General features: G+C 62.7%; 14 protein-coding genes. 13 read left to right on the top strand and 1 reads right to left on the bottom strand.

The window, feature by feature from the left end; translation table 11 throughout:
* Window positions 1-16: 16 nt before the first annotated feature.
* Window positions 17-1714: a sulfatase-like hydrolase/transferase gene (locus IF189_RS10510; RefSeq protein ID WP_192553238.1), complete on the bottom strand. Its 1698-nt coding sequence runs from the start codon at window positions 1712-1714 to the stop codon at window positions 17-19.
* Window positions 1715-2105: 391 nt separating this feature from the next.
* Between IF189_RS10510 and IF189_RS10505 the strand changes: the two genes are divergently transcribed.
* The 13 genes from IF189_RS10505 to IF189_RS10445 are packed head-to-tail and all read left to right on the top strand — an operon-like array spanning window position 2106 to window position 17347.
* Complete coding sequence (locus IF189_RS10505; protein WP_085712113.1) at window positions 2106-3458, top strand: UDP-glucose dehydrogenase family protein; 1353 nt, start codon at window positions 2106-2108, stop codon at window positions 3456-3458.
* Window positions 3455-4492 (top strand): NAD-dependent epimerase/dehydratase family protein, encoded by a 1038-nt coding sequence (locus IF189_RS10500; protein WP_085712112.1) that lies wholly within the window; start codon window positions 3455-3457, stop codon window positions 4490-4492. The genes IF189_RS10505 and IF189_RS10500 overlap by 4 nt, the downstream gene beginning before the upstream one ends.
* Before the next feature lie 18 nt (window positions 4493-4510).
* Entirely contained in the window at window positions 4511-5257 is a 747-nt protein-coding gene (locus tag IF189_RS10495; protein ID WP_085712111.1) for a sugar transferase, read from the top strand.
* Complete coding sequence (locus tag IF189_RS10490; protein ID WP_085712110.1) at window positions 5257-5904, top strand: CpsD/CapB family tyrosine-protein kinase; 648 nt, start codon at window positions 5257-5259, stop codon at window positions 5902-5904. The genes IF189_RS10495 and IF189_RS10490 overlap by 1 nt, the downstream gene beginning before the upstream one ends.
* Before the next feature lie 20 nt (window positions 5905-5924).
* Window positions 5925-6950: a polysaccharide biosynthesis/export family protein gene (locus IF189_RS10485; RefSeq protein ID WP_085733202.1), complete on the top strand. Its 1026-nt coding sequence runs from the start codon at window positions 5925-5927 to the stop codon at window positions 6948-6950.
* 17 nt (window positions 6951-6967) lie between these two features.
* The gene (locus IF189_RS10480) at window positions 6968-8560 is read left to right on the top strand and encodes a GumC family protein (RefSeq protein ID WP_192553237.1); all 1593 of its coding nucleotides are present in this window, start codon (window positions 6968-6970) and stop codon (window positions 8558-8560) included.
* Entirely contained in the window at window positions 8545-9651 is a 1107-nt protein-coding gene (locus IF189_RS10475; protein ID WP_413038525.1) for a glycosyltransferase family 4 protein, read from the top strand. The genes IF189_RS10480 and IF189_RS10475 overlap by 16 nt, the downstream gene beginning before the upstream one ends.
* Window positions 9648-11018, top strand: coding sequence for an O-antigen ligase family protein (locus IF189_RS10470; protein ID WP_114882163.1), 1371 nt, complete (start codon window positions 9648-9650; stop codon window positions 11016-11018). The genes IF189_RS10475 and IF189_RS10470 overlap by 4 nt, the downstream gene beginning before the upstream one ends.
* On the top strand, window positions 11015-11983 hold the full coding sequence (locus IF189_RS10465; protein ID WP_114882162.1) for a glycosyltransferase: 969 nt from the start codon (window positions 11015-11017) through the stop codon (window positions 11981-11983). Before IF189_RS10470 ends, IF189_RS10465 begins: the two co-directional genes overlap by 4 nt.
* Complete coding sequence (locus IF189_RS10460) at window positions 11976-13112, top strand: glycosyltransferase (protein WP_114882161.1); 1137 nt, start codon at window positions 11976-11978, stop codon at window positions 13110-13112. Before IF189_RS10465 ends, IF189_RS10460 begins: the two co-directional genes overlap by 8 nt.
* A gap of 13 nt (window positions 13113-13125) precedes the next feature.
* A complete protein-coding gene (locus IF189_RS10455) occupies window positions 13126-14127 on the top strand; it encodes a polysaccharide deacetylase family protein (RefSeq protein WP_192553235.1) in 1002 nt (333 codons plus the stop codon).
* On the top strand, window positions 14124-15431 hold the full coding sequence (locus IF189_RS10450) for a lipopolysaccharide biosynthesis protein (protein ID WP_192553234.1): 1308 nt from the start codon (window positions 14124-14126) through the stop codon (window positions 15429-15431). The genes IF189_RS10455 and IF189_RS10450 overlap by 4 nt, the downstream gene beginning before the upstream one ends.
* Complete coding sequence (locus IF189_RS10445) at window positions 15428-17347, top strand: hypothetical protein (RefSeq protein ID WP_192553233.1); 1920 nt, start codon at window positions 15428-15430, stop codon at window positions 17345-17347. Before IF189_RS10450 ends, IF189_RS10445 begins: the two co-directional genes overlap by 4 nt.
* The last annotated feature ends 11 nt before the right edge of the window (window positions 17348-17358 follow it).

Below are 17358 nucleotides of genomic sequence, written 5' to 3'. Positions count from 1 at the left end.
AGCGGATCGCGACGGCTTACTGCCCCGCCGCCACACTCGTCGGCGCCTCACCCGGCGTGACGATGCTGTTCAGGTCGATGTGCTTCCACTCGGGCTTGGCCCCCAACCGCGCATTGAAGCGGTAGTTGAAGGTGAAGTCGTCCGTCGTCGGCACGCTCAGTGGTTTGCCGTAGACCGACTCGATCCCCGCCAGGTCGTAGCCCATCAACTGCAGCAGGGTCGGGAAGATGTTGTAGTGACTGGAGCGATCCTTGTTCGCCGCCAGTTGGGCCGACCAGTCGAGGGTGTGCAACTGATCGCCCTGAATCACCACCAACGGCACCAGTCCCTCCTCTTCCACCGGGTCGCCGCCGCAGTGGGTGTTGAGCCCCGGGTTGCCACGCTCATGCAGGTCCTGGCCGTGGTCCGAGGTGTAGATCAGCAGCGCGTTGTTCAGATTGGCCTGGGCAAATACCCGCGAGAAGAACTCGCCGACATTCCACAACACGGTGTTCTTGTAGGCGTTGCGGTACAGCACCCAGTCATCCGGCTGGCCGTTGAAGCCGTCGCGCTTGCCGGTGTCGGCGATTTCGGTGAACTGGCCCCGTGGCAAGGTCGGGCGGTAGGCCATGAAGGCGTCCGGGTATTTGTCATGCACCGGGAAATGCGCGCCGACCTTGTTGATCACCACCAGCTCGGGCTTGTCGTCGTTGAGCAGCTCGATCAGCTTGGCAGCGGCGGCCATGTCGCGGTCGCGGACGCTGGTCTGGTCGAATTGCACGAATTCGTCGATGTCCTTTTTCTCGGTGTCGGTCATCAGGTTCTGCAGGTTGCCACCGGTGCGCTGGGCGTCGATGTATACGGTGCGCAGGCCGGCCTTCTTCGCGTACTGCCAGATCGACGGCAGCGTGCTGTTGATGCGCATGTAATCGGCGCGGGTGCCGCCGTAGCGCAGGGTGACGTTGGTGTCGGCGCTGCAATTGGCGATGGACGCCGCATAGCCGTAATTGAAGATCTCGACACCCGGATGCGCCTGCTTGAGGTTGCTGTGCACACCGAACGGCGCGTTGATGTCCAGGTAATTGCCGGAAATGCTTTCGTCGATGATCAGCACGATGTCGTGGCTCACTGCCGGGCCGTTGCGCGCCAGGGTCACCGGCTCACGGGGGCCGACAGTGTTGTGCAGCGCCTCGTAGCCAAACAGATTGAGGTAGGCCAGCGGCGTGTACATGATCGGCAACCCGCGCGCGCCCTCTCCGGCCCGCACGAACAGCACCGCGCTGAGCAGCAACACCCCCAGCACCGGCGCCGCGACTCGCAGCGCATTGGGAACCGGAATCGAATGACGCGGCCGCAGGCCGATGCCGATCAACAGCAAGAGCCCGTTGAGCACCCCGTGGACGATCGCATCCCGGTACTGATAGGCCGCCTCCTGGATGAAACCGCCGGAATACACCAGCGAGACAAAACTGCTGTAGGTCAGGTAGTCGGCAGTAACCCGCGTATAGCCATCAAAGAACACCGCCGAAATAAACATCGCCAATGCGAACAAGTGCCGAATGAAAGTCTGCCTTATATACGCCGTTAGTAGTAATGCGAAAGTCAGCGCCAAAAACATCGCGCCAAAAAGCAGTACTGCCGGACCGATACCCATGGCGTTTAAACGTTCAAGGTAATAATCGGAATAAAGCAATAGATAAATAACTAAAAGCAGTTCTTTCAAATATCGAAACATGGCGGTTCCGGGGCGCTGCCGACGGGGCACGGTCAATGAATTGTCGGTCAATTTCTGACACTAGCACCGCGCTATCAAAGCGCAAGAATTGTCGGACTTTTGCCAAAAGCGTCAAAAAAACATTGACTCATTACTGACACACCCAAGTCTCTACAGCCCTTGAATTTTGCGGCCTACGACCGTTTATCGTTTTCTTTGAATTGTGAAAAACATGTCAAGGACGGGACAAATCCAGATGCAGCAAGTACTTGATGGCTAATAGCCCCCAAAAACGGGGGTGTTATACACATGCAACATGTCATTTTGCTGACACGCTTTCCCCACCCTGCGCTATACCCCTTTTGACAGTTCCAATTCGATCTTCCTCCACCGTCTTACGAGGCACGCCAATATGGACGTGAGCGTATTTGGTACGGGCTATGTTGGCCTGATACAAGCTGCGGCACTTGCCGATGTCGGACATCGAGTACTGTGTGTCGATATAGATCCGAACAAGATTAAACAACTGCAACAGGCAGTTCCGCCTATCAGTGAACCGGGTCTGTCGGCAACTTTGGAAGAAAACATCAAGGCCGGGCGTTTGCTGTTCACCACCCAGGCCAGCGATGCCGTTGAACACGCCGAGCTGATCTTCATTGCCGTGGGCACCCCGGCTGACGAAGACGGTTCCGCCGACCTCAGCCACGTGCTCAACGTGGCACGGCAGATCGCAAGCTTCATGGAGGCCGATCGCACCCTGATCATCAAGTCCACGGTGCCGGTCGGCACGGCGGATCAGGTACTCGACACCGCCAACAACGAATTGCGCCGGCGCGGCAAAAGCGGCTTGAACGTGCGGATCGTGTCCAACCCCGAATTCCTCAAGGAGGGCAGCGCCCTCGCCGACTGCATGCGCCCGGACCGGATCATCGTCGGCACCCTGGACCCTGAAGCACGGGAGCAGCTGAGCGAACTCTACGCGCCGTTCTGCCGCAACCACGAAAAACTGATGTTCATGGACAACCGCAGCGCCGAGCTGACCAAGTACGCAGCGAACGCGATGCTCGCCACCCGCATCAGCTTCATGAACGAACTGGCCAACCTCACCGAACTGTTGGGCGCCGACATCGAAGCCGTGCGCAAGGGCATCGGCTCCGATCCGCGCATCGGTTATCACTTCATCTACCCCGGCTGCGGCTTCGGTGGCTCGTGCTTTCCCAAGGATCTGCGCGCCCTGCTGCACACCGCCGAGCACAACGGCATGCCGCTGAAATTGCTGCGCAGTGTCACCGACGTCAACGATACGCAGCGGCACATCCTGTTCAGCAAACTCAAGGCGCAGTTCCCGCAGGGCCTGGCCGGCAAATCCATCGCCGTCTGGGGCCTGGCGTTCAAACCCAACACCGATGACATGCGCGAAGCCCCCAGCCGTTATCTGATGGATGCATTGTGGGCCGAAGGCGCCAGCGTGCAGGCCTACGATCCGGAAGCCATGTCCGAGTGCCGGCGCATTTACGGTTACCGCGATGACCTGCACCTGTGCGCCACCCGCGACGACACCCTGGAAGACGCCGACGCACTGGTGATCTGCACCGAGTGGAAGAACTTTCGCGTGGTGGACTTCGAGCTGCTGGCCGACAAACTGCGCTCCAAAGTCATCATCGATGGACGCAATCTCTACAACCCGGAACAAGTGGCGGCCGCCGGCCTGCACTACAGCGGCATCGGCCTGCGGCATATCGCGCCTGACGGGTTGCGGTCATGAAAATCCTCGTCACCGGTGCGGCCGGGTTCATTGGCGCTCATTGCGTGTTGCGGCTGATGCGTGACGGGCATCAGGTCATCGGCCTGGACAATTTCAACGCCTATTACGACCCGCAACTCAAGCATGACCGCGTGCGCTGGGTGCGCGGTCAGGTCGGCGACTTCCAGATCGCCAGAGTCGATCTGGCCGACGCCGCCGCGGTCGATGCGCTGTTTGTCCGCGAGTGCCCGCAAGTGGTGATCCATCTGGCGGCGCAGGCCGGGGTGCGTTATTCGCTGGAGAATCCACAGGCCTATCTGAACAGCAATTTGAGTGGTTTCCTGAACATTCTGGAAAGCTGCCGGCACCACCCGGTCGAGCATCTGATCTATGCCTCGTCGAGTTCGGTATACGGCGCGAATCAGCACACGCCGTACACAGTGCATGACGACGTCAATCACCCACTGTCGCTGTACGCCGCGACCAAAAAAGCCAATGAGCTGATGGCCCACAGCTACAGCTACCTGTTCGGCATTCCCTGCACCGGACTGCGCTTTTTCACGGTGTACGGGCCCTGGGGCCGGCCGGACATGTCGCCTATCCAGTTCGCCCGGGCCATCACCGAAGGCCTGCCATTGAAGCTGTTCAACTACGGCCTGCACCAGCGCGATTTCACCTACATCGACGACATCGTCGAAAGCATCGCCCGCCTCACGGTCCACCCGCCGCATACCCATCCGGAATGGGACCGCGAGCACCCCGACGCGGGCAGCAGCATGGCGCCGTGGTGCCTGTTCAACATCGGCGGCCACCATCCGGTGGAGCTGAAAACCTACCTGGCCCTGATGGAAAAACACCTCGGCCAGAAAGCCATTGTCGAGCTGCTGCCCCTGCAACCGGGCGACGTGCTCAACACCTGTGCCGACACCGACGATCTGGCCCAGGCCACCGGGTTCCAGCCCCGGATAGAGCTGGATGAAGGCCTCGGGCGTTTCATCGCCTGGTATCGCGATTACTACCCGACTGCCTGTCGCCCACGCGCCGTTCGCGGCTGAACACCAGCGGAGGACTCCATGACTGGACATGAGAAAGGTGTACCGATCCAACATCTGGTTCGTGACAAACGCATGGATCCGGAACATCGAATGCGCCTCGACGCAGCCATCCACCGCCAGGGGCAAGGCTGGGTGACCGGGCGCGAGGGTGGCCGGCCATGGCAGCTGTCGCGCACCAACCGGGTGCTGGCCTGCTTCGGCGCGCTGGTCATTCTGGTGATGATTTCGCCGCTGCTGATCGGTCTGGCACTCGCCATCAAGTTCACCAGCAAAGGCCCGGTGATGTTCGTGCAGAAACGCACCGGCTACCGCGGGCGCAAGTTCGGCATGTACAAATTTCGCACCATGGTCGCCAACGCCGAAGAACTGAAAGAGTCGCTGCGCCACCTCAACAAACACGGCGCCGACGCGATCGATTTCAAGATCGACCAGGACCCGCGCATCACCCGGATCGGCGGTTTCCTGCGGCGCACCAGCCTCGACGAACTGCCCAACCTGATCAATGTGGTGACCGGCGACATGCGCCTGGTAGGGCCTCGTCCGACTTCGTTCAACGCCTATCGCTACAAGGACAAGCACCTCGCCCGTCTGGCGATCTACCCCGGCATGACCGGCCTGTGGCAGATCTCCGGGCGCAGCAATATCGACTTCGACCAGCGCGTTGAGTTGGACCTCAGCTACATCGCCGAGCAGAGCCTGTTGCTTGATTTGAAGATCCTCTTGAAAACCCCTTTCAAAGTATTCAGCGGCCACGGAGCAAGCTAATGGACGGTTCAACCAACAAAAGCCTGAGCATTGCCAGCCCCAGCGAGTCGAACCTGACCTCGACCGTGCTGGACCTGGATCTGCGGATCCTGTTCCTGACCGCTGCCAACCCCGGCGCCGGCACCACCACCAGCGCCCTGGCCATGGCCAGTCAACTGGCACAGATGAGCAGCGGACTGGTGCTGTACGTCGATGCCAGCCAGTCGGCGAACAACCTCACCCAGCAACTGAACCTGGGCAAGGAGCGCGGTCTGCGCGACCTGTTGTTCAACCCGGACAACCCGCCGCTGTTGCAGGACTGCGTGGTGCAGGTTTCGAGCCTGCCCTTCCATGTACTGCCCAACGGCCGGCCGATCCGCACCATGGACATGCTCACCGCCGAGCGCCTCAGCCCGCTGCTCGATCAGTTGGGCAGCCAGTACCGCTTCGTGGTGATCGACGGCGATGCCGTGTACTCCGCCGCCGACACCCTGGTGCTCAGCACCCAGGCCGACGGCGTGGTGTTCGTGGTCCGGGCCGAAGACACCCGCTGGGAAGTCGCCCAGGCCGCGGTGCAACGGCTGACCCAGGCCGGGGCGAAAGTGGTCGGCAGCGTATTCAACCGGCGCAAGTACTACATGCCCAAATGGCTGTACAAAAACCTGTAAGCAACGCGAGGGATGACGCAATGAACGCCAAGATACTGGTTCTGCTGATGCTGCCGCTTGCAGGTTGCTCCAGCAACTCCGAAACCCAGACCATGCCGGTGAATATCCTCACCGCCACCCCGGCCAACGCCCAGGCCACCGACATGCCAAAGGTCGAGCAGACTCTGCGCCCGCAGGATGTGCTGGACGTGATCTTCCACATCAGCACCAGCGGCTCGGACGCTTATCGCGTGCAGTCGGGTGACCAGATCGGCCTGAACTTCACCGCTGCCAGCCAGCTCAACGGCAATCAACTGGTGCTGCCGGACGGCACCATCAATCTGCCGGGGGCCAACACTTCGGTGAAAATCGCCGGGCTGACCAGCGATGAGGCCCGGGATGAAATCCAGCGCGCCTATCAGCGCAAACAGTTGTTCCAGCCCAACCGCAATCAGCTGACCGTGCAGATCATCAGTCCGCTGACCAACGAGCAGAACCTGAAAAGCGCCCTCAACCACCCGGCCACCGGCATGAGCCGCGAGATCACCGTGGGCACTGACGGCTATGCGAGCTTCCCGGAAATCGGCGCCGTGCCGCTGCAAGGCATGACCGTCAATCAACTGGAAACCTTCCTCAACAAACGCTATGCGCAACTGCCGGGAAGGATGACCGTGGACGTGCTGCTCAAGTCCACCGCCGGCAACGAGATCTATGTGCTGGGTGAAGTCGGTCAGCCAGGTTCCTATCCGATCCGCCGGCCGGTTTCGGTGCTCGAAGCACTGACCCTGGCCCGAGGCACCAACGTCAAGGCGCGTCTGGACTCGGTGATGATCATGCGGCGCAACGGCAATCAGGTGCAGGCCGTGCGCTACGACGTCGAGAAAGCGCTGGCCGGCGACGCCTCGCAAATCGCCTACCTGCAACCGGACGACATGCTCTACGTGCCGAAGACCAAACTGGCGAGTGCCGGTGATCTGGCACGGCAACTGGCCGACGTGGTGCTGTTCCAGGGCGTGGGGTTCAGCTTCGGCTACCGCGTCGACAACAAGGGCAGCAACAACAACTGACTCTCGGGTGACCTGACATGAATCCAAAGGAAAACTACCTGCATGAGTTCTTCAGGATCTTCTTCGCCAACAAACGGCTGGTGAAGCGTGTCTTCCTGATCTTTGCAGTGATCGCGCTGGTGCTGCCGATGGTGCTCAAACAGAGCTTCGATATCACCGCCCAGGTGATCGTGCAGTCGAAAAAACTCTCCCAGGGCGACGCCACCACGTCGCTGACCGTGGACAACGCCACCTTCATTCCGCCGTCATTGGCAGACATGGAAACCGAGAGCAACATCCTGCGTTCGCCGGCACTGATCCGCCAGACCATCAGCGAACTGCGGGACAAGGGTGAATACACCCCGCCACCCGGAATGTTCGCCAAACTGATCGGCGATCCGTTCCGGCGCTACATCACCTCGCCCCTGCGCCAATACCTGATCAACCCGCTGCGCAACGTGCTGGGGCTGGAAACCGATCCGGTGCGTGACACCGTGCTCGACGGGCTGACGCAACAGGCCATCGACAGCCTGAAGATCGAGACCCTGCCAGGCTCCAACGTGATCTCGATCGTCTACAGCTTCCCGGATCCGCATCAGGGCACGACCTTCGTCGCCGCTCTGCTGCAGAACTATCTGGTCAGCCGTCAGGCGCTGCAATCGATCGACCTGCCGCAGTCCTTCTACGAGACCAAGAAGCACCTGTATCAAGTGCGCCTCGACGGTCTGGAAGCCAATCGCCAGGCCTTGCTGGAGCGTGTCGGCGCGGCAGATCCGAAAGAAGAAATCACCTTCCGCCTGAACGCGATCAACACTGAAGAACAGGCGCTGAACCTGTATCAGGATCGCCTGCTGCAAAGCCAGCGTTGGCTGGAATACCTGAAAACCAGCCTGGCCGCCGCCAGCAACAACAAGCTCAATGACTACACCTTCCCCTACACCTTCACCACCACCGTCGACAACGTGGCGTTCGAAGACCGGGAGATCAAACAGCTGGGCGAGCAACTGACCACCCAGGTCAGCCGCTACATGAATGATCTGGCAGTGTTCCAGCCCGGCAGCGAGCCGATGTTGCTGACCCGCGAACAGATCGCCCGCACCCGCCAGCAGTTCCTCAAAGTGGTGAGCAACCGCATTCAGGAACGCACCAACGATCTGGCGGTGGTGCAACAGGTGATCGATCAGAAGACGGCGCGCATCGCCGAGTTCAAGTCGCGCATCCATGACCTGCAGCAGACCCAAAGCAAACTGCGGCAGATGGACACCGAAATCGATGCCCTGCACGCCGCGTTCTCGACCTACGCCCAGCGCTTTGCCGAAAGCAGCACCACCCGCGCGCTGAACGACGACCTGTCGAACGCCCGGGTCCTGAGCCCGCCGTTCGAACCGACCGAAGCGGCGTTCCCCAAACCGCTGCTGATCATTCCGTTCGGTCTGTTCACCGGCCTGCTGCTGGCGATTGCCCTGGTCTACGTGCGTGAGTTCTTCGATCATCGCTTCAAACACCCGGCGCAAATCAGCCACGAGTTGGGTGTACCGGTGCTGCTGGTGATCAACGATCAGAGCACCCAACCGGGCAATCCGCACAAGAACTGGACCGTGCCAAGCTTCGTGCACTGGGTGCGCAATTGAACACGCCGTCCTCCCCGAACGCCGCGCTGCCGATCATTCATTTGCTCAGCAGCGGCGGCTTCTATGGGGCCGAGCGGATGTTGCTGGATCATTGCCTGGCGACACCGGGACAGCATCAGGTGCTGTTTCTCGATGCGCCAGCGCAGCTGATCGAGCGCTTTCGCGAGGCCGGCGTCGATGCGCAAGGGTGCGCCGGGCTCGGCGCGCTGCTCGGGCATCTGCGTCAGCGCCGGGCGGAGCGTCCGTTGATCAACACCCACAATTTCAAGGGCCTGTTGTTCGGCTGGGTGGGCGCTTCGCTGTTGCGTCTGCCGCTGGTGATCACGCAACACGGCTTCACCCCGCGCAGCCGCAAGCAGAAGTTCTACACCTGGCTCAGCCTGCAACTGTGCCGCACTGCCTCGGTGGACCGGGTGGTGTGCGTGGCCGAAAGCATCGCGGTGCTGCACCGCCAGGCCAGCGTGCGGGCGGAGAAGCTGCAAGTGATCCCCAACGGCCTGCCGGCAGCGGTCGCCCCGCAAACGCTGCAAGCCGAAAATCCGCGCTGGCTCGCCGGTTACGTCGGCCGCTTGAGCAGCGAAAAAGGCCCGGACCTGTTCCTCGACGCCCTGATCCCGCTGTGTCATCAGCACCCGCAGCTCGACGCGGTGATGCTCGGTGACGGCCCGGAACGCGAGGCGTTGCAGGCACGGATCGACGCCGCCGGGTTGCAGCAGCGCATTCGTCTGCCGGGTTATCAGAACGACATGCGCCACTGGTGGCAGCGACTCGACGCGCTGGTAATCAGCTCGCGCACCGAAGGCACACCGATGATTTTGCTGGAGGCCATGCAGACCGGCGTGCCGGTGGTGGCCTTTGCGGTCGGCGGGATTCCCGATGTGCTGGAACACCGGCACAACGGCCTGCTCGCCGCACCGACCGACAGCAACGCACTGGGCCGTCAGCTCGACACGCTGCTGAGCGACAGCGGGTTGGCGCGCCGGCTGCGGGACAACGCAAAACGCACGCAACAGGACCGCTACGACCTCAAGGCCCTCGCCGAACGCTGGTCGCAGCTGTACATCCGCACGGCACGGGAGGCACGCGCATGATTTTCCCGCTCTCGATCGTCAGCTTGCTGGGTCTGGTCTGCATCGCCTTGCTGGCCAGCCCCTGGCCCTATCTTGCGCCGGGCGCGGTGCTCGGTCTGGTGGGGTTCGCCGTGCTCTACCGCAAGCCGACCTGGGGCCTGCTCGGCATTGCCGCGCTGGTGCCGTTCGAGGGTTTCTTCAAGGACAGTTCGCTGTCGGGCAGCAAGCTGATCGGTGCGTCGCTGGCCGTGATCCTGATGCTGCAACTGGCGATGCATCAGATCCCGGCGGAACGCCTGCGCAGCAATATCTGGCGTTACCTGATCTGGTTCATGGTTCTGTACTTTCTGAGCCTGCTCAACACCGATGACATGGGCATGTCTCTGGGTCATCTGCGCGAACTCAGCGTCGGTCTGATCCTGTTCGTCATCACCTTGCTGATCGGTCGCGAGTTGAACCTCGACCTGTTCGCCCGACTGGTGACGCTGGCCGTCAGCGCCACCTGCGCGATGGCGATGTTCTCGACCAAATTCCAGGATCAGGGCCGCGCCGCCGGTCTGCTCGAAGACCCGAACGCCTTCGCCATGCTGATCGCCTTCGCCGTACCGCTGGGCCTGCTGTTGATCATTCGCAGCCCGAACCTGTTGCACCGGTTGTTCTGGGGCGGTTGCTGCCTGCTGCTGCTCGGCGGCATGACCAAGACCGAATCCCGCTCCGGGCTGGTGGTGCTGGCGTTGAGTCTGGTGATCGGTTGCTGGCACTACCGCGCGCAACTGACACGCATCCGTCCACGGCACCTTGGTTTCGCCATGCTCGGCCTGGCGATCGTGATTCCGCTGGCGATCTATGCGATGCCCGCCGGCTATCTGGCGCGTATCCAGTCGCTGAGCGTGCTCAGTGCCGGTGCCCGTGGCCACGATGACGAATCCCTGGGCCGCCGCGCTTCGTACATCGTGGTCGGCAGCCAGATGATCCGCGAGAACCCGCTGCTCGGTTCCGGCCCCGGCACCTTCCCGCTGCACTACGCCACCACCGGGTACGCCAAGGCGTTTTCCGCCAACCGCAAGATCGGTGACCTGTACCGCCGGGCGCACAACACCTACCTGGAAATCTTCAGCGAGCTGGGGATTCCTGCCGGGCTGCTGTTCGTCGGCATGCTCGCCCTGGGCCTGTACAACCTGATTCGCGCGCGCCGCGCCTGGATGCAGCGCCGCGACTGGGAACAGGCCGACATGATGACCCACCTGGGGGTGGGTTTCCTGTCGCTGACCCTGTTTCTGATGTTCCTCAGTGCACCGAACCAGAAGTACGTGTGGATCATGCTCGCGCTCACCAGCGTCCTGCGCCTGAAGGCCGAGCAAGCACCATTGGTGGAGACCAGGGCATGAGCCGGATCAGTGTCGTCATCCCGATGTACAACGAGGGCCGTCACATCGGCCGCACCCTGCTGGCGGCGCAGAAAGCCGCCCATGCGGCGAATGTCGAGTGCGAACTGATCGTGGTCGATAACGGCTCCAGCGATGAGGGCCCGCAGATCGCCCGCCAGTTCGGCGCGCAAGTGCTGGTGGTGCCGGGCGTGTTGATCGGCGCCCTGCGCAATCGCGGCACTGCCGTCGCCACCGGTGACTGGCTGGCGTTCATCGATGCCGACATCGAAATGCCCGAAGACTGGCTCACCGGGCTGTTCGCCCTCGAAGCCGAGGGCCACGCCGATGTGTTCGGGCTGGACCTGCACACCCCCGCCTCTGCACCGTGGTACGCCGTGGCCTGGCAACGCCGCACCCTGCGCCCGACCAGCCACACCGCCCATGCCGTGGACTGGTTGCCCAGCTCCAACCTGCTGATGCATCGGCGCTGGTTCGACAAGGTCGGCGGGTTCAACGAATCCCTGCGCACCGGCGAAGACAAGGAGTTCACCCTGCGCCAGAGCGAACAGGGTGCGCGGCTGCTGTCGGTCAACGAATCCGTGGCCCTGCACTGGGGCTACGAAATGAACTGGCGCGAATGGATGGGAAAGGAAATGTGGCGCCAGGGCAGTCATCTGCAACTGCTGCGCACCCACGGTTTCAGTTTGCGCCTGCTGCGTTTTCCGCTGTTGTCGCTGGCGGCGTGGCTGCTGGATCTGCTGGCGATCTCCGCGCTGCTCAACGGCTTTCCCCATCACGCCGCAGTCATGGTGTTCATGACCACGATCCCGGCGCTGGTCCTCAGCATCCGTCAGAGTCGCCGCCAGCACGATATCGGCCTGACCCTGCAACTGTGGGGGCTGCATTGGGTGCGCCTGCACCTGGCCGGCGCGGCGTTCATTCTCAGTCTGTGTCATTGGAACGCCAGGAGGCCTGCCCGTGGCTGAGTTCATTTTCTGGATGTGCCTGTTGCTGCCGGTGTACGCCTACGTCGGCTACCCGCTGCTGCTGACGCTGCTGGCGCCGCTGTTTCCGGCGTGGCGCCACAGCCCGACGCCACCGCTGAACATCAGCATTGTGATCGCCGCGCACAACGAGGCGCGGCATATCGAACACAAGCTGCGCTCGCTGCTGTCCCAGGATTATCAGCCGGCCACCCTGCAAATCATTCTGGCCAGCGACGGTTCCAGCGACGACACCGTGGCTTGCGCGCACAAGGTGGTCGATCCACGAATCACCGTGCTCGACCTGCCGCGCCAAGGCAAGGCGGCGACCCTCAATGCCGGTGTGGCCCTGGCCACCGGCGACATTCTGGTGTTCACCGATGCCGACAACCAATGGTCGCGGGAAACCCTCGGCTACCTGCTCGCGCCCCTGAGCGATCCGCAGGTCGGCGCCTGTGCCGGGCACATGGTGATCCCGGTCACCGGCGGCGGTTTGAGTGTCGGCGACAGCCTCTATCGGCATTACGAAGGCTGGCTGCGCCGGGTCGAGAATCGCACCGGCTGCATGGTCTCCGCCGACGGCGCCCTGCTCGCCCTGCGCCGTGAGTTGTTCGAAGACGTGCCAGCGGAAGTCAACGACGACTTCTTCATCAGCACCTGCGCTCCGGTGAAATTCAAACGCATCGTCTACGTGCCTGAAGCGCAAGTGATCGACCACGGTGTCGATGAAGCGGACAAACAATTCCGCCGCCGTCAGCGGGTCACCGTCGGCGGCCTGCAAAGCCTGGCCCAGCGCAGCGAGCTGCTCAACCCGCTCAAGCACGGGCTGTATTCGATCGCGCTGATCAGCCACAAATTGATCCGGCGGCTGGCGCCGATCCTGTTGCTGCCGTTGCTGCTGAGCAATTTCTGGCTGTGGGACGACCACGGTTTCTATCGTCTGAGCCTGATCGCGCAACTGATCGGCTACGCCATCGCGATTGCCGGTCTGCTCGATTCGCAACACCGCTTACCCAAACCGTTCCGCCTTGCGGCATTCCTGCTGGTGACATTGGCGGGCATGAGCATCGGCCTGTGGCAGTTCCTGCGCGGCCAGCGTTACGCCCAGTGGAACCCTGACCAAAACCGTTGAGAGGGCTCAAGCCATGGCGATCAAACAACTGATAAAACGCACCAGTGGCTGGCTCTATCTCAACTCGCCCGTGGGACGAAACCAGTTGCACGGCGCCGGGGTGATCCTGATGTTGCACCGGGTGCTGTCCAACGACCGGGCCGCCGACCTGCCGCATCGCAACGAACTGTGCGTCGGCCCGAAAGCCTTCGAGCATTTGCTGGTGTGGCTGCGCCGGCACTTCGACTGCGTGCCGCTGATGGAAATCCTCCAGCCCAACGCCCTGCGCCGCGAACGCCCGCAAGTGGCGCTGACCTTCGATGACGGCTGGCGCGACAACGCCGCCAACGCCTTCCCGCTGCTGCAAAAGCATCAGGTGCCGGCGAGCATTTTCCTCTCCACGGATTTCATCGGCAGCCGCCAGCGCTTCTGGTGGGAAAGCATCGGTGAAACCCTGTGGGGCAGCCACGGCGAAAAACCGCGCATGCACCTGATCGACTGCCTGCAGGCGCTCCACCACCCCTTGCCGGTGCTGATGGACGACATCGATGTGGATCGTCGCAGCCTGACGTTGCTGCACTATCTGCAAAGCTTGAAGGGCACCGACCCTTCGATCCTCGAACGCCTGACCAACGAATGCCCGCCAGAGTCACTGCCCCAGGCGCTGGACTGGCATCAGGTGCGGGCGATGGAGGCTTCGGGGCTGGTGCGTTTCGGCCCCCACGGTGCCAGCCACGCGATCCTCACCGGTCTCGACGATGTGCGTCTGAGCGAAGAAATCAGCCGCAGCCGTGACGCCCTGAACAACGGCTGCAACCGGCCATTGCCGGTGTACTGCTACCCCAACGGCGACAACGACGCGCGAGTCCGCGAACAGATTGCCGGCCACGATTATCCGTTCGCCCTCGGTACCGGCACCGGCATCTATCGCGGCGCGGGGGATCCGCTGAACCTGCCGCGTTTCGGCGTCAGCCAGCGCACCGCGCGTAACCCTGAACTGCTGTCGTGGCGGATCTTTCGCGGGGCGCGACCATGAGTCGAAGCAGTTACCTCAAGCACCTGGCGCTGAGCATGGGCACCAAACTGGCGATGATCGCCCTGCGTCTGCTGAGGAACGTGTTGCTGGCGCGGATCCTCGGCCCCAGCGAGCGCGGCTTGTTTGCCCTGCTCAGCACCCTGCCCGACCTGATCAGCGCGGCCACCAGCGGTGGCTTGAATTCCGCCGTCGGTTACCAGGCTGCCAAGCAACGGCCGATGGGGTTGCTGCTGGCTCAGGTACTGGTGTTCGGTTGCTTGCTGGCGGGGTTGTTGACCTTGCTGGTGGTGGCGCTGGTGCGCGAGTTCGGCAGTGAGCTGGACGTGACCGTGCAACTCGGCCTGCTGGCGTGGCTGTTGCTGCTGGCGGTGCCGTTGACCGTGCTCAAGAGCGGCCTGCTCACGTTGCACAATGCATCCGGCGGCGTGGTCGCGTTCAACGCCTTGCGCCTGGTGGAATCCCTGGCGCCGCTGTTGTTGTTTCTCGCGCTGTTCTGGATGTGGAAAGAAGCGGCACTGGAAGCGGCGCTGATCAGTTGGCTCGCCGGAATCAGCCTGGTGGTGCTGACCGGTTGGGTCTGGCTCAAGCGCGCGCAGCCGTTGCAGCTGCAATGGGATCGCGCCAGCCAGAACGAACTGCTGCGCTACAGCGCCCGCAGTCATCCGGATCTGTTGTTCCAGCAAGTCATCCTGCGCTCCGATTACCTGTTCATCGGCGCCCTGCTCGGCAGTACCGCGCTGGGTCATTACGCCATGGCCAGCGCCGCCGCCGAACTGCTGTTGATCGTCCCCGAAGCCGTGACCACACCACTGATGAAACGCCTGCTGCAACAGGACGAAGGCATGGACAAGGTCACCCCGCTGGCCCTGCGCCTGACCGCCACGGTGATGCTCGGCGCCTGCCTGACCATGGCGGTGATCGGCGAATGGCTGATCGTCACCCTGTTTGGCGTCGCCTACCAACCGGCGTATCCGGCGCTGCTGGCGTTGCTGCCGGGTCTGCTGGGTCTGTGCTACGCGAGCATTCTGCGGCTGGACCTGCTGGGCAAGAATCGCCCCGGCACCGTATCGCTGCTGATGGGCCTCGGTGCCCTGCTCAACCTGGCACTGAACGTGGTGCTGATTCCGGCTTACGGGATTGTCGGCGCCGCAGCGGCATCGTCGATTGCCTATCTGGCGGTGACCGTGGCGATGCTGGTGCTGTATTGCCGACTGAGCGGCGTGCCGTTCTGGCAAACCCTGATCATCCTGCCCGCCGACTTCGCGCCGATGTGGCTGATGTTGCAGCGTAGGAAGGCAGCATGAAAAGTCTGGCCCTGCTGCTCGGTCTCGGCCTGTCGCTGGACGCCTTCGCGGCGTCGATGCGCTGGGGCGACATTCGTGACGGCAGCCTGTACCTGCAAGCGGATCGCCCCGACACCGTGACCGTGCGCTGGGCGCCGGCGTGGCAGGCGGACGCCAACGAAGAGCACCTGTACCTGCTCGACGGTCAGGGCAAATTGCAGGGCGAACGCTTCATCAAGGCCAGCGAAACCCGTGGCAGCCAGAGCTGGCCGTTGGCGCCGGGCGCCGCGAGTTATCAGCTGGAAATCCCCGGCTACAGCTTTCGCAATTACCGGGTCGAGCACGACGAAAATACGGTCGCGCTGTTCGCCCCGGCCAAGGTGCATTTCAGCGCGGAAACCCGGGACGGCGATGAGCTGTATTTCAGGATTGCACCGGGTGAACACGCGGTGCTCGCAGGCAAATTCCACGGTGGCGTCAGCGCCCTGCAAGCGCAGCGGGTCGGCGACGGCCAACAGCTGTCACTGGCACTGAAACCTTATCGCGCCTATTGGCAATTCGATCAGGTCGCGCTGCCGGTCAGCGATCGCGAACAAGTCTGGCGCCTGCGCCTGCAAGGCAGCGGCAAAGCGGCGTTCTGGCTCGATGGCACGGCCAATCTGTTCGCGCAAAACCCGCAGCAGCTCAAACCGCTGCGCGAAGACGACGGCCAGATCCGCCTGACCCTGCACGACAAAGTCCTCGGCCGCACGCCGGACCTGGGCATCGCCCTGCCCTATGTGATGCCGCCGCCCGCCAGCCATGCCGCCCTCGATGCGCTGAAACCGACGGCCGCCAGTTACTACAGCTTCGTCGATGTGACGGCGAAAAAACCGCAGTTCGAAGATGCGTTTCGCCAGGTCTATCAGGACCGTTTCGGCATTCGTCAGGACATCACTTTGCTCGCCGGCAGTCAGCGTCAGGCCGACCTGCGCGCCGACGTGCAAAGCAACGGCGGCCTCGACGCCTGGCTCGCGAGCACTCGGCTGCTTGGCGGCAAAGGCACGCACTACATCGGCTTTGCCGACGAACCCAACCTCAATTATTCGAGCTACGAGCAATACCGCTCGATCTTCACCAGCATGGCCCGCCAGGTGCGCAGCGATCCGGCCAACGCCAGGGCCGGTGTGCGCATCGCGATGCCGGCCAGTTCGCGGCTGGTCAACGGCCCGTTCGCCGATAACGCGGCGAACAAGCGCGGCATCGACTGGGCCCGGCGTCTGCTGGGTGAGTCTGCCGATCAAGTGGATGCGCTGGCCTGGCACGAATGGATGATCCGCGACCTGCTCGCCACTCGCGTCTACCGCGACAGCGTGCGCCGCGCCGCCGATCTGGTGGGCCTCGACGCCAAGGGCCAGCCGCGCAAGGCCTTGCTGCTGGATCAGACCAATCTCTCCAGTGGCTCAAGCCTGAGCCCCTACGATCAGGAAACCCATTACACCTCGCTGTGGTGGGCCTCGGTGGTGATCAGCGCCTCCCAGGACGGCTTGCTGACCATGCTCAACTGGTTCCAGGCCGCCGATGAGCCGGAATATCCCAAAGGCATGTTGCGCGTCTCGGCGGATGAACAGCACTTCGAACTCAAACCCGTGGGCCTGGCCCAGCAGTTCATCCAGCAACACTGGCTGCACAAGGTGCTGTGGCTGGAAAACGATGCCTTCGAAGTCGATGTGCTGGCGATGGCCGGCGACGATCAGCGCGGCCTGCTGGGTGTGAACAAGGGCACGCGGTTGCAGCGTGTCGATCTGGCGGGCGCCAAGTGCCCGTTGCACAACGGCGCCCTGCGCTACTTCGGCGCCGACAACCGCAGCCGCGACGCACCGTACCGTTGCCAGGACGGGCGCGTGCGCTTCGAGCTGCCGGGGCAGACCCTGTTTTCCCTGAGCTGGCGCACTTGATGAACCGCCCG

It is taken from the genome of Pseudomonas sp. IzPS59 (genome assembly GCF_014863505.1).
In the GTDB taxonomy this organism is placed as follows: Bacteria; Pseudomonadota; Gammaproteobacteria; order Pseudomonadales; family Pseudomonadaceae; genus Aquipseudomonas; species Aquipseudomonas kribbensis.
Note: the sequence above shows the minus strand (reverse complement) of the source record. Positions and strands in the feature narration are given on the sequence as shown.